Consider the following 23,098-nt stretch of genomic DNA (forward strand, 5'->3'; position numbering starts at 1 on the left):
ATGAGCAAGAAAGCGATGTGGAAAAAGCCGGATGCGTCGGGATTCATCCCGCGTCTGCGGCGCATCGCGGAACTCGTGGAGACGATTCAACGTGAATACCTCGCGCAGGAAATGCAGCGCATCGAGGGCATGGCGAAGACGGCGGCGTACTTCCGACCGCAAGCCACAGGCCCCAGGCCGCAAGCCTGCGAACGGAGTGAAGCACCGTGAGCACGTGGGCTGAGTTCAATCTGCAGGCGCTCTTTCCGGGGCCGGTCGCCGAGGCGACTGAGCAGGTGGGAAACGTCTGCGAACAGATCGGCGCGACCGCCGAGACCATCGCCTCTGCCATTGAGACGCTGGCGAACCTGCTGGTGGACGTCACCGACCCGCTGCGCGCCGTGATTCAGGAACTTATCACGCTCCTCGAAGAGACGATGTCCGACGTACTGCATACCGGTCTCTACTTCTATTACGACTGCGCGGGCTGGCCCTTCTACCAGGTGCGCTCTTTCGATTGGGACAAGATCAAGCAGGCGATGGCCGAGGGCGAAGCCCACGGCGCGGACATCCGCGAAGGCGACGTGAAGCCCGAGGACCTGCCGCTCGGCACGACCGCCGTCGCTTATGGTTGGCCCGGTTGGCAGGCGCGGTGGAAGAAATCACTTGACGACCTGGGCGACATCGCGCGGCCCGTGTTCTCGGACAACGCCGAGGTCGGCGCGATCTTCTTGGTCGCGGGCACGCCGTCGCTCGACGGCTTCCTCATGCTGATCCGCGCCATTGGCGAACTGCTGGGCATCAAGGCGTTCGAGGACGCCTGGGACCGTTTCGTCGTCACCATCCTCGACGCCGACGCCAAGAAAGGCGACCGCAGTATCGTGGTCAAGGACATCACCGGCTTCGCCGAGGACGACTGGATTGTCGTCGGCCCGCTCGCGGTTGCGTTGCCGTCATTCACCTACATCAAGTCCATCGATAAGGCGACGCGCACCTTCGTGCTGACCGATCCGCTGCCGCAGGACTTCGCCAAGGGGTCGCCGGTCGCCATGACAGGCAGCGCGGCCGCCGCAAACAACCGATTACCGACCGCGCCGGACTGGTCGAGCCTCACGCTCGTCGAGATCATTCCGTTCCTCGAGGAAGTCGATGCGCTCGTCAAAAAGATTTGCGGCCTGCTGCGCATGGCCGACGGCTTCCTCGCCCTGCTCCAGGAACTCGCGGAAATCCTCAAAAAGCGTGCCCAGAAGCTGCGCCAGATCGCCCAGATGATCACCGACCTTATCGAACGCATCATGGCGATCCTCACGCTCACGGGGTTGTTCGTCCTCAAGGTCGAATCGTCCACCGGCTTCCCCGGTCTCTACGAGGCCATCACCGAGGCCGACGACTCCTTCCCGCTGCCCGCCGATTCGTTCGTGTTCGGCGCGTGCCTGCTCGCGGGCGGCGCGGACTTCGGGCCGTTGGCCAGCTTCCTGGGGGTGTGAGATGGGCTTCATCGACACCTTCAGTGGCGCGACGCTCGATCCGGCGGCCTGGGAATCCGTCGTCCAGGGCGCGAACTCCATCTCCCTCGTCGGCGGTCGTCTTAATCTCCATGCGACGAGCGGCTCGATGGTTCAACCCGGCATGGCGGGCGTGCTGCGGCGCACGGCCCTCACCGGCGACTTCAGTCTGGTCGTGGACCTCGACGCCACGATCACTCTCGGCCCGGCGCTGCCATTTGGATGGGCCGTGATCGTGCTCGGCCCGTTGCACGAGTCCCCGGAAATCATCGGGCTGTTCAAATTCGGGGCGCTCGACCTCGTGCTCGCGCACGTGCGCGTCCAAAACGGGATCGGCGGTGTCGGCGCGATCCAGCTGACGCCGGGCATCACGCGCCAGGCGGCGCGGCTTCGCATCACACGCGGCGGCAGCACCTGGAGGACCGAAGCCGATCTGCTCGACGGATCTGGCTATCGGTCCATGTCGCAGGTTGACGGATCGACCGCCGATGCGCAGTCGATGCTGCTCGCCCTGTGCTGCGGAAATCCCGTCGAGGCGTATTTCGACAACTATCTGGAGAACGCCGCGCCGGTGGATCAGCCGTCGGTGGTGACCAGCTATCTTTATCCGAACCTCGGATGCGACCTGCTGCTCGACGCCGATGGCGACCTCGCAGTTTCCATTACCGGCGATCTGGCGCTCACCCCGCGCGGCTCGGTCTGTCTGCTCCAGGACATCGCGGATCTGCTGGAGACGTTGCCGGGCGACCTGTTCGGTCATCCCGAATACGGCGCGGGCATCGGGCGGCTCTTCGGTGAAAATTACAAGACAGGGTTCGTGCGCCACGTTGAGCGCGCCGTGCGCGACGCCTTGGTCAACGATCCGTCCGTCGCGCCGCGCCTGCTGCCGGAAACGGTCCAGGTCGATATGGAAAGGTATTCGGAGCGCGAACTTTCTGTGGCCATCGCTGCCAATGCGATCAGCGACGGCCAGATCGTGCCGCTCAACTTCGTCTGGCAATACGGCCTGGACGACGTGTCGCGTATCTTCACGCGGGAGGCGGCGCGATGATGATCCGCACCTATGACCAGATCGTCGCCGACATGCTGGCCAAGATCGCGGCCCGCACGAAACTCACCAATTTCAACGTCGGGTCCGTCGTCCGCACGCTCGTGGAAATCCTCGGCTCGGCCATCGCAGATCTAGGCGATCTGACGCTCGCTTGCCTCAAGGCCGGATTCATCGCCACGGCGGAAGGCTACTGGCTCGACCTCAAGGCCAAGGAATTCGGCGTCACGCGGCACCCGGCGAAGGCGACCGAGGGCACGGTGTTCTTTGTCCGCTCGGTCCCCCGGAATGAAAACATCGTCATTCCGGCGGGAACTATCGTCTCGACGCTCAAGGACCAGGAAGGCAAGGCGTATCGATATTTTACGCAGAACGAGGCGATCCTCGCGGCGGGGACGTCCGAGATTTCCGTCGCGGTCGTCGCAGAGCAGACCGGCGCGGCCCACAACGTCGGGCCTGGCTCCATCCAGAAAACCGCCATCCACATCCGGGGCGTGGACACCGTCGAAAACCGCGACGACTGGATCACGAGCGAAGGGACCGACGCGGAAAATGATGCATCGCTTCGCGCCCGTTGCTTCCTCGCTTGGGAGGAACTTACGCAGGGAAGCACCGAACGCGCCTACATCTCCTGGGCGCTGTCCGATCCGCGCGTCACGAGCGCCTTCGTCAACTCGCAGCATCCGCGTGGCCAGGGCACGGTCAACGTCTACATCCTCGGCGCGGGCGGCATGCCGTCGCCGGGGCTTATTACGGCTGTCCAAGCCGTCATCGACGCGAACCGGCCTCTGTGCGTGGACGCGCTCGTGCTCGCGCCCGACGAGATCGAAGTGGACCTCGATCTGGCGATCATCCCCCGGCGCTACGTGTCCACGGCGACCATTGAAGCCGAGGTGCGCAGGCGGCTCGCGGCGTATTTCAACCCGCAGGGCGATCCGGCCTACTCGTGGATCGAGCCGCTCGGCGTGGGCAAACAGATCGTCTTCAACCAACTGGTCGAGATCGTCATGAGCGTGGACGGCGTGTACGACGTCCGGTTCGTTTCGCCAGTCGCTGATATCGACGTGGACACCGACGAACTGCCGACCATCCGGACACTCGCGATCCGGTTTGAAGGAGCCGTGGCATGAGCGCGATCGGCGAATATCTGTGGTGGTTGCTGCCCGGCTTCCTCAAAAAAAAGGGCGCCGTCGATCCTGCCGCGTCGACGACCTGGAATCTCGTCACGATCCAGGGTGAAACGCTCGACGCCTCCAAGGCCGAGATTGTCAGCATGCGCGCCCAGCACACGGTCGAGACCGCCGAGGGCGAGCATCTGGATGACCTGGGCGAGGAGCGCGAGACGCGGCGGTTTGATAGCGAAACGGACACCGCCTATCGGCAGCGCATCTTCCAGGCGGCGGCGCGCAAACAGAAGGTCGGCACCAAGCCGCACATGGTGCAGATGCTTGTCGACCTGGGCTTCGGTGCGCAGGTGGTCGAGGTCTGGACGATCACCCGGCGCTACTGGGCCGAGTTCGTCGTGCGCCTCTGGAACGCGGGGCGCCCGATCACCGTCACGCAGGACGAACTCTACCGCGAGGTGGACCGCAACCGCCCGGCGCATGCACGGGCCGTCTACGTGATTGAACTGCCGCTCCGGACTTTTGATGGATGGGATTTCAGTCTCGAAGAGGGGCTGACCTTCCCGGAACGCATTCAGACCATTCGGGCGACCGGCGACCACCTTCTTGATAACGCATCGAAATTTGATTCGTGGAGACTGCCATGACGCAGAAAATTTCCTTCCAATACCGCGACCCCGAGGACACCGAACTTCTGAACCATCGATGGGAAGGCATCATCGAGCCGGGCGTGAAGCAGGGTTTCGAGGTGACGCTCGGCACCGATCCGCCGCAAACGACCATCACGATCAGGCGCGGCGTGCTAGTGACGGGCGATTTCTGCCGGATCGAAGAGACAGAGCCGATCATCGACGCGCTCCCGATCCCGCCGAATGAAGAGGCGCATCCGCGTTGGGACCTGGTGGTCTGCGAGCATCGTTATTTGCGCTCCGTGCCGCCCCCCGTGGCGATGTACGCGATTATTCAGGGCGAGGCGGGCAACACGCCGACGCTTCCCGCGTTGCCGCCCAACTGCGTCCCGTTGGCCTATTGCTTCATTCCGGCAGGCGGCGTGCGCTACACCGACATCCTCAATTTCGTCACTCAGTTCAAATACAACTGCGCGTGGGACGACGCGGCGAGCGCCTGGCGGATCGTCTTCGGCGCGAAGATGGCCCTGCTCGTCGCCATCACACCGAATGCGGCCCCGGCGATGTCCGTCGCACCGGGGCTGCGGGTGTTCGTCCACGCGGGCAACGTGCCGGACGGCTCCATCATCACCTGGACCCGCGTGATGGAACTGACGCCCCAGGGGTTTACGGAATTGGTCGCGCTGGCCCAGGAGGTCATCGCCGCGCGGGGCAGCAAGACCTCGCTCGATGCGCGGCTCGACATCTCTCTCAACGAGGACGGCACCTACAAGCGCACTGGTTTCCTCGACCAGGTCATGGACGAGGTGGAGGCGGCGCGCGGATCGGCGGTCAGTCTCGATGCGCGGCTCGATGTGTCCATCAACAACGACGGCACCTATCGCCGCGTCGGGATTCTCGATGACGTCCTGGACGAGGTGGAGGCGGCGCGCGGCAGCAAGGCCACGGTCGACGAGCGCCTGGATGTGTCCCTCAACAACGACGGCTCGATCAAGACGGCCGCCTTGCAGGAAAAGATCAGCCATACGGACTTGACCAACATGCCGGACACAGGCGGTTCGAACGGCGATCATGATGTCCGCTATTACCGCAAGTCCGAAATTGACACCGCCCGCGACCGCATTCATGGCGATGGCGTGTTGTCGGGCCTTGATTATCTGGGCGCGGTGTATTTCTCCGGGGAAGGCCTTCGGTTGCATTTCGATTCCGGTTACGTCCTGCGAAACGGCCAGGTCGTTTACGCGAGCGGCGGCTATTCCGCGCCGGTGACCGGCACCGACGGCGACTGGTACATCTCGGTCGACGGTGATGGCGGTTTGGTTACGACGCAGGACGGATGGGTCGGCAGCGTGCCGATCCGCAAGCTCCATGTTTCGGACGGTGCGATCACCGCCAATTCCGACAAGCGAAACCTCATCAGCTTTCCCGACCGGCGCAACGTCTTCCGCCATGCCGAGGACCACTACGATCCGGGCTTCACGACAATGGGCGGCGCGAGCCTGGCCTGGGAAGGCGTGCTTGCAATCGGCAAGGTCGCGGGATGCGGCACGACCACTTACGACGGCCAGACGCGCGGCTACTGCCGGATGGTGGACGCGACGTTCGCCTCGGTCTTCGAAACCGGGATGACCGTCACCTTCTGGAACACCGAGGACATGGAGACGCATAAGCGGATCGTCCATGCAGTGAATGCGGACCACGTCTACTTTACGTCGAGCACGTCCGTCGGACAGAACAGCGCAGGAACCCTGGCCGAGTATCGCAAGATCGACACCAGCATCGACTTCCGGGATCGCATCCTCACTGTGCTCACCACGTCGCGCTACTCGCTGTACGACGCCGCCAACTTCATGCCGAACGGCACCGACAAAGGGACCTGGGGCGCGACGGCGGGCGGTGAGGCCTACGGCAACTTCCGCATGAACCTGAGCCAGGTCTACACCGAAGCCGGGATCGATTTCTCGGAAAACGGTTGGTCCGATCAGCCGACCGACTGGAGCGCCGCGATGGCCTATATCCCCGGCGGAAGCCAGGACGCGGGCACGCAGGGATGGCGCATCTTCGCCGAGGACTATGACGGCGAACTGTGGATCGCCTACGCCCACTCGTCTTGGGACGGCATCTTCGACGCGAGCACCTACAAGGGCGGCCGCGCCAACTTCTACGTGATGATTCTCGCGAGCCCCGACCTCGGCGGCTATGTATAAGGAGGAACCGCCATGCCGGTGAAATTCGTGTTCGACGATGCGGGCAACCTGGTGATCCGGACGCGCCTGCGGCCTCTCGCGGAGATACCTTCCGACGAGGAGATGCTGGATCGGGCGAAAGCCCGGGCCGGTGCTCAGTCCACCGAGGGTTGGCACGTCATCCAGGCGGACGATGCAACGTTCCACGCTCAGTACAAAACCGCCGCGTCTATCGCCCGCGACGTCCAGACCGGACAGATCGCGGTCGTCCAGGCCACACCGACCGTCGTCTCCTCGGCTGAACTCGCGCGGGACGCTCGCGTCAAGGAAATCAGCGGTACAGCCGCCGCCGCGTGGGGCGTTCTCACAGCCGAGCAAAAAACCAACCTCGTTATCGAGTACTTCGAAAAGGCGATCCTGCGGATCGCATAGGGGGATATGACAATGGAATCGAAATTCGTCTACGAGCTACTCGCCTTGATTGGCGGCGCGATGGCTGGCTACGGCGCGATGTTTGTCTTTTTGATCAAGTGGATGACCCGCAAGAACGACGAACTCCTCAAGATCATGCTCGGCAACGACCGCGCGTGGAAGGCGCAGACCACCGAGTCGCTGGCCGACATCCGCGAGTGTGTCGATCACGGCGACTGCTGCGCGTATAAGGCCGACAAGGAAAACGTCCACGAGCGGCTGAACGAGATCCGCACGGCGGTCGTGGGACGGGAGGGCGCGTGATGGCCGAAGCGAACATCATCCGCCTAGTCGAGAAACTGCCGTGGAATCCGAGCCGACCGCGCTGGCCGCAGAAGCGCAACCTGGAAAAGATCGACCGCGTGATCCTGCATCAGAGTCTCGGCCATGCGGACGTGTCCGGCAACCGCGATGTCTTCGGGATCAACAACTACCACATCAGCCCCGGCAACCACATCTCGGCCGCGGGCTGCCCGCATATTTGCTATCACGCGTGCATTGACGACGATGGCTCCATCTACCTCTGCAACGATCTCACTGACGTTGTCTGGCACGCCGCCGCCCAGAACTCCCGCTCCATCGGCGTCATGCTGGTCGGCGACTTCGCGGGGCCGGGACACGAAGGAGGTGAACCCACAGCGGCGCAGGAGCAGTCGTTCTTCGCCCTGGCCGAGCATCTGATGGCCACGCTGGGGCTTGTGCCCACGGCATTTTTCGGCCACTGCGACTTCGGCAAACCCGCGTGTCCGGGGACGACGGTCTACGGATGGGTCCAGCGGCTCCGGAATTGCTGAAATAGCGCCGCTTTTCGCGCCGAAAAACTTCTCAAATACAAGCAGTTAAAGCCCACATTCGCCTTGACTTCCCCGCCCCCCGAAGCGATGTGTTTGACCACTTGAAAGGGGGCATTGTCGATGGAACAATCTGGATCAGAGAATCCCAAGCACACGCTGCGCACCCTGCGCTTCGGCGTCGAGATCGAACTCGTGATGATCTCCCGCGAGCGCGCGGCCAAGGCGGTCCAAGCGGTGGTCGGCGGCGCGGCCGCGTATCGCGGCTACGTCGATGGCCTCGATACCTGGGTGGTCGATGACGCTCGTGGTCGCACATGGAAAATCGTATCCGACGCCTCGCTCACGAACGCGCCCGCGCACCTGCGCGTCGAGGTCGTCACGCCGATCCTCGAATGGAATGATATCGCGGAACTCCAGGAGGTCGTGAGGGCGCTGAGGCAAACGGGCGGTCGCGTCAACGACCAGTGCGGAGTCCACGTCCACGTCGACGGTGCGCCCTTCGACGCCGCCGCGCTCGCCCGCCTGGTCAAGATTGTCAACAAACAGGAACGGCTGATCATCGACGCGCTCGCAGTCGACGAAGATCGTCTGCGCCGGTACGCGAAGGCGAACAGCCAGGAGTTCGTCCAGAAGGTATCGACGCAGCGCGTCCGGTCGATGCGCACGCTAAATCGACTGTGGTACGGGAAACACAACGGCCATCCGCAGCACTACGATCCGTCGAGATATAGAGGCCTAAATCTTCACCCGCTATGGTACGACCAATCGTTCGAACTCCGCTGGTTCAACGGATCGAACCACGCCGGGGTGATCCGCGCCTACATCGTGTTTTCGCTTGCCCTCGCGGCCAAGGCGCTCAATTCCAGGGCCGCCAGCGCCTCGCGCCGCGAATACGATCCGAACAACACTAAGTTTTGTTTCCGTGTTTTTCTGCTTCATCTCTCGCTCTCCGGCGACGAGTTCAAAAACGTCCGAAAGCACCTCATGGCGCATCTCACCGGCAGTGCCGCATGGCGGCATGGGCGGCCGACGAAGAAGGGAAAGGGTGATGGGGCCGAGCAAGAAGCGAGATAAAGCTGGCAGCCGCTCCACGATCCTTTTCGTCTACGGCACATTGAAGCACGGCCAGCGGAACCACGGCCTGATGCGCGAGGCACGATTCCTGGGCGAGGCCATCACCGCGCCCCACTACACGCTACTCGACCTGGGGCCGTTCCCCGGCCTGATCGCGGGCGGCAACACCGCCGTCCACGGCGAACTTTACGAGGTCGAGCCGAAACTCCTGGTGCGCCTCGACCGGCACGAGGGTGTGCCAAGGTTCTACATCCGCGAGGCCCTCCACCTGGACGGACGTGACAACGTCCAAAGCTATTTTCTGGTCGACTCAGATCGAGTCCGAGACGGTATGCCTCTTATCGGCGGAATATGGATTCCGTCTCGCTCCACCTGGAATCCTGAAATCGGAAAAAACGGAATGACCCTCGCTGTCACATTCGTTTTCTAGTATGATGCGCGGAAACGACCTGTAGGCGCTGAATACTTCCCAGGATTTTCACGCTGGCCATGCGCCACGACAGGGCTAGGCTTGCTCGTTTGCGAGCGGCTTTTCCTTTGTTTGTCGATGGATTTCGTTTTGGGGACAGACGCTGATGGCCCAGAAAACTCTTGACCCGATATCGATTCCTCGCGTGGGCATGATGGCCACGCTGCGGAACCGCCGGGCGCTCGTGGCTTCCGTGGAACCGTTTGATGCCGGTCCTGACGGTCGCCTTCACCTTGTTCGCGTCGAGTACACCGACCTTGACGGCGTACCGGAAGACGCCGTGCTTTGGGAACGCGAACAAGGCGCGACGCTACTGGAGCCGACAACCCTTCCGCAAGTTTCCGGCAGCGCGCCAATGATCCACGCTGAATACGACGCCTTGCTTCGGGCAACCCGCTGGAGCGCGATCACACCGTTCTTGAGTCCTGACGGCTCCGGAGAACTGTCCGAGTTGCCGATATCCTCACCGTTTCACGGCGCGATCCAGGTTGATGACTTCCAATTGGTGCCGCTCCTGCAGGCGCTACAGATGCCACGAGTGTCTCTGCTGCTGGCCGACGACGTCGGCCTCGGCAAGACCATCGAAGCGGGCCTCGTCCTTACGGAACTCCTGATTCGGCGGCGCATCCGACGCGTCTTGATCATCTGCCCGGCGTCGCTGCGAAACCAGTGGCGGCAGGAGATGGAGCAAAAATTCGCGCTGTCCTTCGACATCGTCGACCGGCCAGAAACCCACGCACTCCAGAAGCGCCTTGGTTTGCACGCCAATCCTTGGCGCGTCTTTCCACGCGTCGCCACGTCCTACCATTACCTGCGCCAACCCGACGTGCTGGAACAGTTTCTTTCCACTTGCCGTCCGACCGATCCGGACGCGCCGCTCGCTGCGCAGCTTCCCTGGGATCTGCTCGTCGTCGACGAGGCCCACAACCTGATGCCCTCGAACTTCGGCGACGACAGCGACCTGACGAAGATGTTGCGTAGCATCACCCCATACTTCGAGCACAAACTCTTCCTGACCGCGACGCCGCACAACGGACACACGCGGTCGTTTTCAGGTCTTCTGGAACTGCTCGACCCGGTTCGCTTCACCCAGACAAGCGATTTCAGCGATGACGAAAAGGCCCGTGTCGAGACGGTGGTCGTTCGACGCCTCAAGCGCGAGATCAACGAACTGGACGACCGCCTGAAACGGCCTCGTCGTTTTGCAGAACGCTACTTGGTTCCGGTCCCACTCTACTTCCACCGGGAGGAAAAGCTCCTGGCCGAAGCAGTCGAGTCGTTCCGTAAAAAGGTCAAGACGCTGATCGCCGCCTCAAGCCGGACGGAACAATTGGCCGGATCGTTTGCGGTCGAGGTTCTGAACAAGCGATTGCTGTCCTGCCCCTATACCTTTGGCGAATCCTGGTGTCGATTCAAAAACGGACTCTCCGAAGAGGAAGCTGCCGATTCTGAAGAGGTCGCGGCCGCCAAGCGCGCCAGCGAAGCAGACATCGACGACGACCGGGAGCGTGAAGATCGAACGCGCCATGCGGTGCGAACTGTCGGCGCGTGGTTGAAGCCTCTGGTAACCACGCTGCAGGAACACATCAGTGCCATCGATACAACGCTACAGCATCTCGGTATCGCTTGGCGCGACGACTCGCCCACCGATCCCAAAAAGGACAGCCGCCTGGACCGAGTCATCGAACTGATCAACAAACACCTGCGGCGCGACCGGCAGTGGCTCGATGATGAGCGCCTGGTCATTTTTACGGAATACAAGACGACGCTCGACTACCTCGAACGACGCTTGAAGGCAGCCTTCGAGGACGACGGTGAACGCATCCGTATTCTGTATGGCGGCATGGATCAGGCTGACCGCGATTTGATCCGCGACGCTTTCAATGACCCCAACGACCCGATCCGAATTCTGATCGCTACGGACGCGGCCTCGGAAGGTCTGAACCTGCAAGAGACCGCCCGCCTGATGCTGCATTTCGACATCCCCTGGAACCCGTCGCGTCTTGAGCAACGCAACGGCCGCCTGGACCGACATGGTCAAGCGCGGGACGTGAGCGTCCATCACTTCGCCAGCGAAGACGACGCCGATCTCAAGTTCCTTGGGCACGTGGTGAAGAAAGTGGAAACCATCCGAGAGGACCTCGGATCGATGGGCGAGGTTTTTGATGCAGCGTTCGCCCGCCGATTCGTCGACCTGGAGGACTCGGATCGAGTCATTAGCGGCCTCGACCGCGATGTGGAGACGAACCGCAATCGCGCCGAGGTGCCCCGGAAAAAAAACATGTCGACCGGCGAGCAGGAAAAGAGCCGCCTCGAACAGATGTGCCGCGAGATCGATCTCACTCCGGAGACGCTTCGCTCCACGCTTGAAATCGCACTTGGCCTCGGGATCGGAATGCGCTGTTTGGAAGGGCCGGACGAACGAGGACGGTTCAAGCTTGGTCATCGGCCGCCAAAGTGGGAATCACTGATTAACGATTCCGTTCGCTTGAAAGGCAAGAGCGGTGTTCCCGGCCCTATGCCCGGTCTCATTTTCGATCCTCTGCTATTCGTCCAAAGGAACAATGGGCGCCCGGTTTTCAGGCCTGCCAAGGACACCGTGCTCCTTCATCTGGGACATCCGATGTTCCGGCATGCGCTCGTCACCTACGCCCGAGCGCGTTTTCCGGGGGCTGGGGGCGATTTCGCCGCGAGCCGATGGTGTGTGCGGCATGGCGATGTTCCGGCAGGAACCGATGCCTTGGTCCTGCTGACCGTGGAAGAACTGGGCGTCAACGAATTGCGCGAGCCGTTTCACCATTGGGTTCGCACGATCCAGATTCCAGTCAAGGGCGGCGAACTTAAAAATCCTCTGCCCCATGTTGTTCCGGCGGCCTGTTCCAGCGGAGCCGCTCCTGCGGGTGATCGAGCCGTAAAGCGAGCAAAGGACCTTTGGGAGGAGATCGATCCCGACCTCGCCACGATGTTGAAGTCCGAAACCGAACGCTTGACCACCCTCGTTCGGGCGCACATGGAGAAGCGATTCAAGGTCGCCGCTGTCGAGGAGAAGAAGACCTTCGATCATCGCCAGAAAGAGATCGAGCGGCTGATGAGTGAGAACAACATCAAGAAGCTCGAAAAAGAACGCGACAAGCTCCTTGCCGTGATGAAGCAGCAGGAATTATTCGCGCCACAGGTGCGCGACCAAGAGGAGCGCCTGCGTGACCTGGAAGAGGAATTGAAGAGGCGGCGCAGCCACTACCAGGATTTGCTCGACCGTCTCAAGATCGAACGTAAGCGGGTCCTGGAGCAGATCCTGCCCCAGCGATACAGCCTGCGTGGGAAGGTCCAGGTTTTCCCCGTTGCCGTGGAGATTCTCTTACCGAGGGAGGTTCGGCCATGACGACCGCGATCTCCCGCGAGCGAGCATGGTGGGTTTCGCTGAAGCATGGCGGCCTTCTCATCGCACCGTCAAAGCTGGCTGAGTTCTTCCCCGAGGATATCGATCCGCTTCCGAAATACGTCATCGAGCGCCTGCGCCGGGATGTTACGAGACTTCAGAGCGGCGAGGATAAATACCTTCCGACGCTCTTCGACACGCTCGTTGAACACGTCCTCGGCTATCCGAAAAACCAGTGGACTAAAGGCAGCGTCGTCGATACCAAGTGGTCGCGCCGAGCGATTACCGGTGAGATCGTCAAACCTCGCTACCTGTGGCAGGACGCTTCAGGAGAAATCCTGCCCGTATTCGTTGCCGACGCCGCGTTGGGTGCTGGGCACGATCACGAGACGGTGAGTCGCCTGGGTATCGGTCGCGGTCGCCGCTCGGTATCGCGTGTCATCGAGTGGCTTCGCCATACGGGCGAGAAGATCGCCCTGCTGACGAACGCTCGCCAATGGCGATTGATCCATGCGGGCGCGGACTACGACGCTTGGTGCGAGTGGGACATCGACTTGTGGTTTGAAGAGGGTGCGCCGGGTTCCCAGGTGACGGCGCTGCGTCAACTCCTCGGCGTGGACGCGCTTAAGAAGCGCTCGGCTGACGAACCATCACGCCTACTCGCGGCGATCCAGGCTTCCCGCAAAGGCCAAGCGGAACTGAGCAGCGCACTTGGCGAGCGGGTGCGCCAGGCGGTCGAACATCTCGTTCACGCATCGAGCGAAGCCCTCAACGTGTTTGAAGGCAATGCTCCGACCCCTGAAACGCGACGCGCCATTTACATTGCCGCCACGCGGCTCATCATGCGTTGCGTTGTCGTGCTTTTCGCCGAAGCCAGGGAATTGCTGCCTCGCAACAATCCTATCTACAACGACTCCTACGGATTACAGGGCCTGCGCGAACAACTGGATCGGCTTGCCGGTGGACGCGGCCCAGAACGGCTTCGACATTCCTGGGGCGCGTGGCCGAGGATCATCTCACTGTTTCGGCTGATCTTTTCCGGTTCCGGCCACGAGGCGCTGCCGATCCAGCGTTACGGCGGCGGTCTTTTTACACCGGGCGATCCGAATGCTGACGATTCGACATCAAGGGCCCTGGCCGCATTGGAGAACCAGAAGGACTGTCCCAGCGACGCCGACGCGCATCGGATTTTGGAACTGCTGTGCCACAGCAAGGTGAAGGTTCGCCAAGGGCGCGGCAGCACTTGGGTACCCGTTCCGGTGGACTTTTCCGATCTGTCCTCCGAATACATCGGCATACTCTATGAAGGCTTGCTCGACTTCGAGTTGCGTCGCGCCGAGACCGATGCGCCTATCGTGTTCTTGAACATCGGCGACCAACCGGCACTGCCCTTCTCGCGTTTGGAGGCAATGGATGACAGCGGACTTTCTTCGCTCCTGTCCAAGCTGAAGGTCTCCACGAAGAAGATGGCTTCCGAGGAAGAGTCCGAGGAAGGCGGTGACGAGGGTGAGGACGAGGGCGAAGAGGAGGAGATCGAAGCCGAGAGCGCAGACGACGACGAACCTGTCGAGGAACTCGATGTCGACCAAGCGATCCGCGATGCGGTGTTTGGTTGGGCCGAGCGCGCCGTCAAGGCTGCGAAGATCGTCAAGGCGCCCAAGGGTAAAAAAGAAGGCCGCGCTAAGGCGGAATACGAGGAGCACGTTGGGAAGGCCGCAAGAGGGCTTGTTGGGCGAATCATTCCACCCGGCGACTGGTATCTGGTTCGTTGGGGCGGAACTCGCAAGGGCGCGGGCACGTTCTACACGCGGCCGCAACTGGCGGTTCCGACGACGCGCCGGACCCTGCAACCGCTGGCCTTTGATGTAGGCTCGGACGGTCAGGCCGTTCCCAAGAAACCCGAGGATATCCTGGCGCTCAAGGTCTGCGATCCGGCGATGGGCAGCGGTTCCTTCCTGGTCGCTGCCTTACGCTTCATCACCGACGCACTGCTGGTGAGCCTCCATCACCACGGGCGACTCGAAGAAACTGTGGGGCGAACAATCTGCCGTCTGGCCGACGGTGTACCGCTCGACCACCCTTCACAGGAATCGTTGCCCGTACCGAAAGACCATCCAGAATTCGAGGACCGTCTGCGCGCCCGACTCAAGCGCCACGTCGTCGAACGATGCATCTACGGCGTCGACCTCGACCCTCTGGCGGTCGAACTGGCGCGCATGGCGCTCTGGATCGAGACGATGGATCAGCGGCTGCCGTTCAGCTTCCTCGATCACAAGATCAAATGCGGCAACAGTCTGGTGGGATGCTGGTTCGACCGCTTCCAGGAATACCCGGCGATGGCCTGGGAGCGACAGGGTGACGAATGGACCGATGCCATCAAGCAATTCAAAAACACGAAGGTCAAACCGGCCTTGGCCGCTTGGATCAAGGCGCGTCGGGAAGACGTTCTGCCCTTCATGAAAAAAGGCTTCACGCTCGACGATCTGCATCGAGACGCGGTGCGCGTGTTTGAGGAATTGCATGCGCTGCCGGTGCAAGAGACCGAGCGGCGCGAGACGATCTATCGAGAGCATATCCTGGCGAACGAGGAGTTTTCACGTCTAAAGTCGGCGTTCGACACGTGGTCCGCCGTCTGGTTCTGGCCGGGGGACCAACTGAACCTCGCTCCGATGCCAAGGGATTTTGTTGCTCCTTCCAAATCCACAATGGACATGGTGCGAAGCCTGACTGCTCACCATCGGTTCTTCCATTGGGAGTTGGAGTTTCCGGATGTATTTTCGGGACCGAAATCCGGATTCCATGCGCTGATCGGCAACCCGCCGTGGGAAATCCAGAAGCCGAACTCGAAAGAGTTTTTCTCGAACATCGACCCTTTGTACCGAGCCTACGGCAAGCAAGAAGCTCTCGCCAAGCAGCGTGAATTCTTTGCCAGCAATTCCGACCTCGCGCGGAATTGGCTGATCTACAGTGCCCAACTAAAGGCACTTTCAAACTGGACGAAGCACTCCGCGTTCCCATTCGGCGACGTAAAGGAGGGCGGTGATAAACTCTCGTTCTCCAGGTCGACAACTGACAATGTCAGCCTGCACGATAGCTGGCGCAAGCAACGCCAGGGAAGGAAAGGCTATTCGGACCCGGAACACCCCTACCGGCACCAGGGATCGGCAGACATCAATACGTACAAGATGTTCCTTGAAATCGCGCACGCTCTCGCGGCAAGCGGCGGGCAGTTCGGATTCCTCGTACCATCAGGCGTCTACACCGACAAAGGCAGCACAAGCCTTCGGCAATTGTTCCTGACCAAGTGCGAGTGGCTGTGGCTGTTTGGTTTTGAAAACCGTGAAGGGATCTTCGACATCCACAGGTCGTTCAAGTTCTGCCCGGTAATCGTGAAGAAGGGCGGCTCGACCAAGGCAATCCGCGCCACGTTCATGCATCGCTCTCTGGAGGACTGGGAGGACGCGGAGCGGCACGTGCTCGCCTATCCGCGTGAACGCGTTGAGCAGTTCAGCCCGAAATCCAAAGCGATTCTTGAAATCCGGACTGAGCGCGATTTGGAAATTCTGGAGAAGCTCTACGCCAAGGGAGTGTTGCTCGGCGACGATAGTCCGGATGGGTGGGGAATCAAATACGCCACTGAGTTCCACATGACCAACGACTCAAAGCTCTTCCCGCCGACGCCCAAGTGGGAGGAGCAAGGGTATCGACCCGACGAATACGGTCACTGGCTCATGGGCAAGTGGAAGCCCTACGACGGTCCGAGATCGATCTTGAATAGGAAGAAAGGGTTGGTCCTCTCGTGTGATGGAACTCAGACCATTTATGTGGACGAGATCGAGGACGTCGCGTTACCGCTGTACCAGGGTGTAATGATCGGGCAGTTCGATTTTGCGGCCGCAAGATATCTAAGCGGTGCCGGAAATAGGGCACATTGGGAGCCCCTTAGCTGGGAGGAGAAACGCCTGGCCCCCCAGTTCCTCATGGCCGCTGAGACGATCTTCGAGAAGAACGGCGGCGGGTTACGTGGATGCAAGCTCGGCTTCCGAGATATCTCGAATGCGACCAACGAACGCACATTTATCACTTCTGTCGTGCCGGATGTTCCATGCGGGAACACGCTTGGGATACTACGCACCGACCGCGAGCGACCACTCGGGCTCGCGGTGGCGCTCACGAGTCTAGCTTGTGACTGGGCGACCCGACTGCGCATGGGCGGCATGCACCTCAACCTCTTCGTGATTGAAGACGTACCTGTCTTGCGTCCCGGCTGGTCGGACCAACATCGCCGCCTGCCGGTTCTCGGCGCAAGTTTGGCCTTCGGCCATCTCATTTTCGCCCACGAGTGGTTGACCCTGTCGATGGCCGAACGATGCCACCCGTGGAAGGCGCTCTGGGCCGTCACGCTCCATGAACGCCTCCGATTTCGAAGCATCGTTGACGCAGTTGTTGCTGACCTTTATGGCCTCACCTCTTGGGACTTGGCTTGGATCATCCGCGATTGCGACAACCCGGCGGCAGTGATGCATTCGGACGACTTCACACGTGCTCTCGATCCCAAGGGCTTTTGGAGAGTCGACAAAGAGTGTGACCCGGAACTGCGACATCCCGTTTTAGCGTATGTCGCCTTCTGCGACCTGAAAGAAAAAGGGCTGGATGCATTCCTCTCGCAGAACGATGGCGAGGGTTGGATGATTCCAGAGAAGTTGCGGCTCGCAGACTATGGACTTGGCCACGACGACCGCGCCAAGGAATACCAACCCGTGGCGTCTCGGCTAGGTGACCGGTTTTTGCCCTGGCAGCTTGAGCAATCTGTCGAAGAATCGTGGGAGGAATGCGAGCGGCACGCCGAGCTAATCGAGAGGATCGTGCCGCGACCAAAGCCCTCTCAAACGGCAGTGCCAACGGCAGGTTCGAGAAGTGACGCACCCAAGGACCTGTTTGGAAATCCGGAACCGACTGACCTATTTGGAAAAGTCGTTGAACCGACGCGGAAATCCCGGAGGAAATGAGCGTGCTGAATCCGATTACATACACGGAAAAAGTGGTCAGCGATTTTCTGAAATATCAATTCACGACCTACCAGCTTGCCGACCGCGATCTGAATGCCCAAATGCGGCGCCTTCTGAGCTTGGAAGAAACCCGCGCGACGCCACTGATGAAAGGTCCATACATCAGCCTGAGCCGGTCGTTTCGCAAAGGCGCAAAGGTCGCGGCCTTGATCGCAGAAGGGCTGCTGCATCCTCACATGGCCAGTCTTGTTCCATTCCAGAACGTCTATGGGCACCAGGAAACGGCTATCCGAGAGATCGCCAAACGACAGTCAACATTGATCTCGACGGGAACCGGGTCTGGGAAAACCGAGTGCTTTTTGTACCCCATTATCAGTCGGTGCCTGAAGCTACGGGATGAAAACGCGGCCGAGGGAATTCTTGCGGTCATTGTCTATCCGATGAACGCACTGGCTGAAGACCAGTTGGGGCGTCTGCGAGACCTGCTGACAGGCACTGGCATCTCATTTGGAATGTACGTTGGCAAGACGCCCGAACACAAAGCGGATGTGGCGGGGGCCAGACTTCCGGCAGGTTCGTCACGCGCCGATTATCAGGCGAAACTTAAGCAGCTTCGGGAGCAAAAGGACTCGCGGGCTGTTCATCCGTCCGAGGAGAGCACATCGCGTGAGGAAATGCGCATGCCGGGCAAGCAGCCTCGCATTCTGCTGACGAACGTGAAGCAGCTTGAATTGCTCCTCACGCGGCATCAGGACGTGGAGCTATTCGACAACGCTCGCCTCGAATTCTTGGTGTTCGACGAGGCGCACACATTCGCTGGAGCGGCAGGCGCGGAAACCGCTTGCTTGATCCGCCGCCTCCGCGCTTTCTGCGGCAAGGGACCGAAAGACACGGTGTGCGTCGCCACTTCAGCAACCATCGCCGATCCTGTTCGAGGACCGGATGCCGGACGCGCATTTGCTTCGCGGTTTTTCGGCGTTGAACCCGACAACGTCTCGCTGATCGGCGAGGAGTACGAGGAAGATACCTGGGCTAAAACCCGCACGCCAAGCGCGCCATTACCCGGCGATCCGGTTGTTCAGTTGCAGACAGTCTTGGACGCGATCTTCGAACTGGAAAAGACCCCGCCGTCCAAGGACGCCGTGAAGATGCTGCGTGGAGTTTTCCAGGCGATGACCGGTGCCGCACTCGATCCAACGAAATGGCACCAGAGCCTTTACGACAGGCTCGCCGCGAACGAGATCGTGTTCCAGATCGCCGAAGCCCTCAAGGAACCTCGTGCGTTGTTGAAACTCGTCGAGGATCTGACAGCGCGACTCGGGCGTCCCGTTCCGGTCGAGGAGATTCTCACCTGGTTGGCGCTCGGTGCCGCGTCGCGCAGCGAGGATGAACGGCCGCTATTGCGGCCCGTGGTTCACTGTTTTGTCCGTGGCGTCAGTGGGGCGGTTGTGACGTTCCCGCCCGATGAACAGCTGCCGCGCCTCTGGTTGTCCGCTGAAGACGCCGCCGAAAAGGAAGGGAGCCTGTTCCGCCTTCAAGCGACGACCTGCACCACTTGCGGCCAACACTACTTCGTCCATTTCGTCAAGGATTTCGATCTGAGCGGGAAGACCCCTGGAGGTGGTGAGGCGAAGGAAGATCGATTCTACTGGCCGCCTCTCGATCAAGCCCTCAACGGCAGTCGAGTGGTCTTGCTGGATCGATTGGCCCTTGGTGAAGATGACGACGAGGACAACGATATCCCACGTAAAAGCACACCGCTTTTCTTCTGCCGATATTGCGGCACGCTTCACCCAAAGAAAATTGATCGGTGCGACGGCTGCGGCCGCGAAGGCGATTTGGTCGGCCTATTCGCTGTCTGGCAGGACAAGGACAATCCAGGATATCTCTCCAGGTGTGTCGCCTGCGGCTCACTGGGGCGACGGTATCTGGGGACCTACCGTGAACCGGCCCGCCCGATCCGTGCGTTGACCGTATCCGATGTCCACGTCTTGGCCCAGAGCATGATCCAGCACGCCGTGCGCAAGCGCCTTCTGGTATTTGCCGACAACCGACAGGACGCCGCGTTCCAGGCCGGGTGGATGCAGGATCACGCCCGTCGGTTCCGTCTGCGTTCGCTGATGTACCAACAAATTGAGAAGGGACCGATTTCCATCGGGGATCTGACAGCGCATCTTGATCGGCTCCTTGATCTGGACGACGACCTCTCGGCGGCGCTGATTCCCGAAGTCTGGCGCGTGGCGCGGAAGGAAGCCACGGGCCTTGAACACGCCCGCGAGCGAAAACGGTTTCTGCGTATCCAGATCTTGCGAGAAATCACCACAGGAGCGCGCCAACGCATCGGTCTTGAGCCGTGGGGCCGCATCCGCGTGGAATACGTGGGGTTGGACGCTAACCTTGACTTCTTTCAAAGGTGGGCACCGGAAACTGGATGCACACCAGAGGAGCTTCTGGCGGGTGTCGCTGCGCTTCTCGACGTCGCGCGGCGCAATCGCGCACTTCTCGACCGCGAGGACCAGGTCTTCAGTAAGATTTGGTTTGAAGGCGACCGCGAAGTGCAATACGGCTATCTGCCGATTCTGAAAGGCGGTCCCAAGGGACTGAAGCTCCGATACGAAGCGAATGACGAACGTAGCCGAATCATCCAGTGGTTGGGTCAGCGAGCGGGTACGGCGGCACGTCAGGCCGCCAAGAACTGGGGCGTCCCCGACGATAAGATCAAGGAATTCTTTGAAGAACTCTGGCGCTTGCTCACCGACAAGCTTCGCCTGTTGGCGAGCGTGACGCTCGTCGGCCGCCGAAACAATGCGCTGCCCGGATGCGCGGACGTCAAGCAAATAGATGCTGACCGGTTACTGATCCACGCGAACAAGGGCGTCTATCGGTGCGATGTCTGTCGTAGGCCAAACGTCCGAAAGACACCGCATTCGGCCTGCATGGTGTTTCGATGCAGCGGCACCTTGAAGTTCGAGGACGAGGACTCGGACAATTACGACCTGATGGTGTTGGATCAGCAGTTCAGCATGATTCGCCCGCGCGAGCATTCGGCACAGATCCCTGCATCGGATCGAGAACTCATCGAGCGGATGTTCAAGGGGGATGGCGAGCGGCTCAACACCCTAGTCTGCACGCCCACATTGGAACTCGGGGTCGACATCGGTGCCCTGGATTCGGTATTGATGCGGAATGTCCCGCCTCTCCCCGCCAATTACTGGCAGCGTGCCGGTCGCGCCGGTCGGCGGCACCGCATGGCCGTGAACATGACCTACGCCCGCCCCGCAAGTCACGACCGGGCTTATTTCGTCGATCCGATGAAGATGCTCAACGGCCGCATTCTGCCGCCAAGCTTCAACCTAAAAAACGGCGTGATGATTCAGAAGCACGTCCACGCCTCGGTCCTCACTGTTCTCCACGGCCTGGCCAAATCGGGGCGCGCCTTGCCGGAACCCGACCGGACTGAACTCGCGGCCGCACTGGATCATTGCTTTCCCGCGCAGATCAAAGCCTACCTTTTCGATGATAGTGGAAATGTTCGATCTGAGCCGTTCGATTTAACCCTGTTCGCCCAGGCGCTAGTAAAGCATAGGGCGCACGTCCTGGATCATGTTCGCACGGTGTTCGCGCAGGGCTGGCCGGTCGCGGATTCCAACGTCGTCGAGGCATCGGTACTGGAGGGATATGTCGACGGCATGGGCGAGGCGCTAAAAAACGTGCTCGTCCGACTGAGCAAACGGCTCCATTGGGCGTTGGAACAATTGAGTCGTTTGGATTCGGTACGACACAGAAAAGGAACGCTCGATCCCGAAGAGGATGCGCTCCGCAATCGCTGTGACCGCCTCGTCAAGAAGCTCAAAGGGATAAGTCGCAAGAAGCGGCGCGAGGCCGAGGGCTACGACGACACCTACACCTACTCTGTATTGGCGGCCGAGGGGTTCTTGCCGGGGTATGGCCTCGATACAGGCTCGGTTGTCGGATTCTATCTGGCCCCGCCGTTCGCTTCGGACATTCGGAACTGGGAACTGCGGCGAAGCCAATCGCTTGCCCTACACGAGTACATTCCGGGAAATCTGATATACGCGAACGGCCATCGCTTCCTGCCAAGGTTTTTCCACCTCGAGCCCGTAGAGCCGTTACTCTTTCAGGTCAGTAGCGCACAGGAAGCTATCCGAGAGGTCGGCACGGCAACGGATGGTGCAACATCGACGTTGGCGACCGCCGCGTTGAAGGCGGTGCCGATCTGCGATGTCGATCTTCCGCACAACTCCCACATCACGGACGAAGAGGACTACCGATTCCAACTCGGTGTCGCGGTCTATGGATACGAGCAGGCACGACACGAGGGTGGAAAATCGTTCACTTGGGGGCCGAAGGCCGTTACTTATCGCTCGGGCGTTTTCTTGCGATTAGTCAACGTCGGCGTGGCGAACCAAGTTCGCTCGGGCAATGGTCTGGGCTATCCGGTCTGCCGAATCTGCGGCCAGAGCCGTTCGCCGCTGGCCTCCCACGCCGATCTCGACCAGTTTGCGAAAGACCATCAGGAGCGGTGCGGCGCTCCCGTGGAAAGCATCGGTTTCTATGCCGACATCGTGGCGGATGCGATCTGTCTGCAAGATTGCGCCGACCGCGAAGAAGCCTTCAGCGTCATGGAAGCACTGCGCAAAGGTGCGGCCCACGTGTGGAAATGGAGATCGGCGATTTGCAGTTGCTCGCCATCGGGCGACCGGGTGACGAAAAACTCGACATTCTCCTTTACGACCCAATGCCGGGTGGGTCGGGACTTCTCGAACAGATGTTGGGGCGGTGGAACGAGGTCATCGATGCGGCGTTGAAGTTCGTCCGGGAATGCCCGGCGGAATGCGCGCGGGCGTGTGTTGACTGCTTGCTGCAGTTCCGCAACGCTTTCTACCACCGCTATTTGAATCGCCAACTCGCGGTCGAGCGGCTGTCTGATTGGGGCGCAAGCCTTGCTTATTCTCATGATCTGCCGCCGCGTCTGCCTGATGAACCATCGACGGAGATGCCCGTCAACCAGGCCGAAAAAGCGCTAAAGGCGATGTTGGAACGCGCGGGTTTCCACGGCTTTAAGGCTCAACATCCCATCGATCTCGGACGACCGCTTGGGACGACGACGCCGGATTTCTTCATCGAAGATCCGACCGGGGCAAGAGAAGGCATCTGCATTTACCTCGACGGCATGAGCAAGCACATCCACGGTAATCCGAGGACCCTGAAAAAGGATCGGGAAATTCGAGATGAACTGCGCGGTCGGGCCTATGAGGTGATCGAAATACCTTATGGGCATCTAACGGACCTAGAAGCGATGCGCCGTCACTTCTATCGTCTCGGAAGAATTCTCGCTGGCCGCGAGATGGCGGATAGAATCCGCGACAACGAAAATTGGTTCAAAACATGAAAATTTACCCGTGGGTAC

15 protein-coding genes are annotated in these 23,098 nt (G+C 60.7%); all 15 read left to right on the plus strand.

All coding sequences use genetic code 11. The features are described from left to right. A complete protein-coding gene (locus K8I61_11610; GenBank protein ID MBZ0272675.1) occupies positions 1-210 on the plus strand; it encodes a hypothetical protein in 210 nt (69 codons plus the stop codon). Next, positions 207-1,466, plus strand: a complete 1,260-nt coding sequence (locus K8I61_11615) for a hypothetical protein (GenBank protein ID MBZ0272676.1) — start codon at positions 207-209, stop codon at positions 1,464-1,466. The genes K8I61_11610 and K8I61_11615 overlap by 4 nt, the downstream gene beginning before the upstream one ends. 1 nt (position 1,467) lies before the next feature. Beyond that, positions 1,468-2,535 (plus strand): GPW/gp25 family protein, encoded by a 1,068-nt coding sequence (locus K8I61_11620; protein MBZ0272677.1) that lies wholly within the window; start codon positions 1,468-1,470, stop codon positions 2,533-2,535. Next, positions 2,532-3,662, plus strand: a complete 1,131-nt coding sequence (locus K8I61_11625; GenBank protein ID MBZ0272678.1) for a baseplate J/gp47 family protein — start codon at positions 2,532-2,534, stop codon at positions 3,660-3,662. The genes K8I61_11620 and K8I61_11625 overlap by 4 nt, the downstream gene beginning before the upstream one ends. Next, on the plus strand, positions 3,659-4,303 hold the full coding sequence (locus K8I61_11630; protein MBZ0272679.1) for a hypothetical protein: 645 nt from the start codon (positions 3,659-3,661) through the stop codon (positions 4,301-4,303). The genes K8I61_11625 and K8I61_11630 overlap by 4 nt, the downstream gene beginning before the upstream one ends. Beyond that, on the plus strand, positions 4,300-6,492 hold the full coding sequence (locus tag K8I61_11635; GenBank protein ID MBZ0272680.1) for a hypothetical protein: 2,193 nt from the start codon (positions 4,300-4,302) through the stop codon (positions 6,490-6,492). The genes K8I61_11630 and K8I61_11635 overlap by 4 nt, the downstream gene beginning before the upstream one ends. A gap of 12 nt (positions 6,493-6,504) precedes the next feature. Next, on the plus strand, positions 6,505-6,903 hold the full coding sequence (locus K8I61_11640) for a hypothetical protein (protein ID MBZ0272681.1): 399 nt from the start codon (positions 6,505-6,507) through the stop codon (positions 6,901-6,903). A 12-nt stretch (positions 6,904-6,915) separates the two neighbouring features. Next, on the plus strand, positions 6,916-7,206 hold the full coding sequence (locus K8I61_11645; GenBank protein MBZ0272682.1) for a hypothetical protein: 291 nt from the start codon (positions 6,916-6,918) through the stop codon (positions 7,204-7,206). Then, positions 7,206-7,736: a peptidoglycan recognition protein family protein gene (locus tag K8I61_11650; GenBank protein ID MBZ0272683.1), complete on the plus strand. Its 531-nt coding sequence runs from the start codon at positions 7,206-7,208 to the stop codon at positions 7,734-7,736. The genes K8I61_11645 and K8I61_11650 overlap by 1 nt, the downstream gene beginning before the upstream one ends. Before the next feature lie 156 nt (positions 7,737-7,892). Next, positions 7,893-8,810, plus strand: coding sequence for an amidoligase family protein (locus K8I61_11655; protein ID MBZ0272684.1), 918 nt, complete (start codon positions 7,893-7,895; stop codon positions 8,808-8,810). Further along, positions 8,785-9,240, plus strand: coding sequence for a gamma-glutamylcyclotransferase (locus tag K8I61_11660; GenBank protein MBZ0272685.1), 456 nt, complete (start codon positions 8,785-8,787; stop codon positions 9,238-9,240). Before K8I61_11655 ends, K8I61_11660 begins: the two co-directional genes overlap by 26 nt. Before the next feature lie 190 nt (positions 9,241-9,430). After that, complete coding sequence (gene drmD, locus K8I61_11665) at positions 9,431-12,661, plus strand: DISARM system SNF2-like helicase DrmD (protein ID MBZ0272686.1); 3,231 nt, start codon at positions 9,431-9,433, stop codon at positions 12,659-12,661. Next, on the plus strand, positions 12,658-17,667 hold the full coding sequence (locus K8I61_11670) for a hypothetical protein (GenBank protein ID MBZ0272687.1): 5,010 nt from the start codon (positions 12,658-12,660) through the stop codon (positions 17,665-17,667). The genes drmD and K8I61_11670 overlap by 4 nt, the downstream gene beginning before the upstream one ends. After that, a complete protein-coding gene (locus tag K8I61_11675) occupies positions 17,664-22,496 on the plus strand; it encodes a DEAD/DEAH box helicase (protein ID MBZ0272688.1) in 4,833 nt (1,610 codons plus the stop codon). The genes K8I61_11670 and K8I61_11675 overlap by 4 nt, the downstream gene beginning before the upstream one ends. Continuing rightward, the gene (locus K8I61_11680; GenBank protein ID MBZ0272689.1) at positions 22,493-23,080 is read left to right on the plus strand and encodes a hypothetical protein; all 588 of its coding nucleotides are present in this window, start codon (positions 22,493-22,495) and stop codon (positions 23,078-23,080) included. The genes K8I61_11675 and K8I61_11680 overlap by 4 nt, the downstream gene beginning before the upstream one ends. Positions 23,081-23,098 lie beyond the last annotated feature (18 nt).

It is taken from the genome of bacterium, from assembly GCA_019912885.1.
In the GTDB taxonomy this organism is placed as follows: Bacteria; Lernaellota; Lernaellaia; order JACKCT01; family JACKCT01; genus JAIOHV01.

Coding starts and splice junctions, on each gene's coding strand:
- K8I61_11650 (MBZ0272683.1), top strand. CDS start 7,206: ATGGCCGAAGCGAACATCATCCGCCTAGTCGAGAAACTGCCGTGGAAT.
- K8I61_11630 (MBZ0272679.1), top strand. CDS start 3,659: ATGAGCGCGATCGGCGAATATCTGTGGTGGTTGCTGCCCGGCTTCCTC.
- K8I61_11675 (MBZ0272688.1), top strand. CDS start 17,664: ATGAGCGTGCTGAATCCGATTACATACACGGAAAAAGTGGTCAGCGAT.
- K8I61_11625 (MBZ0272678.1), top strand. CDS start 2,532: ATGATGATCCGCACCTATGACCAGATCGTCGCCGACATGCTGGCCAAG.
- K8I61_11645 (MBZ0272682.1), top strand. CDS start 6,916: ATGGAATCGAAATTCGTCTACGAGCTACTCGCCTTGATTGGCGGCGCG.
- K8I61_11635 (MBZ0272680.1), top strand. CDS start 4,300: ATGACGCAGAAAATTTCCTTCCAATACCGCGACCCCGAGGACACCGAA.
- K8I61_11610 (MBZ0272675.1), top strand. CDS start 1: ATGAGCAAGAAAGCGATGTGGAAAAAGCCGGATGCGTCGGGATTCATC.
- K8I61_11660 (MBZ0272685.1), top strand. CDS start 8,785: ATGGGGCCGAGCAAGAAGCGAGATAAAGCTGGCAGCCGCTCCACGATC.
- drmD (MBZ0272686.1), top strand. CDS start 9,431: ATGATGGCCACGCTGCGGAACCGCCGGGCGCTCGTGGCTTCCGTGGAA.
- K8I61_11670 (MBZ0272687.1), top strand. CDS start 12,658: ATGACGACCGCGATCTCCCGCGAGCGAGCATGGTGGGTTTCGCTGAAG.
- K8I61_11620 (MBZ0272677.1), top strand. CDS start 1,468: ATGGGCTTCATCGACACCTTCAGTGGCGCGACGCTCGATCCGGCGGCC.
- K8I61_11640 (MBZ0272681.1), top strand. CDS start 6,505: ATGCCGGTGAAATTCGTGTTCGACGATGCGGGCAACCTGGTGATCCGG.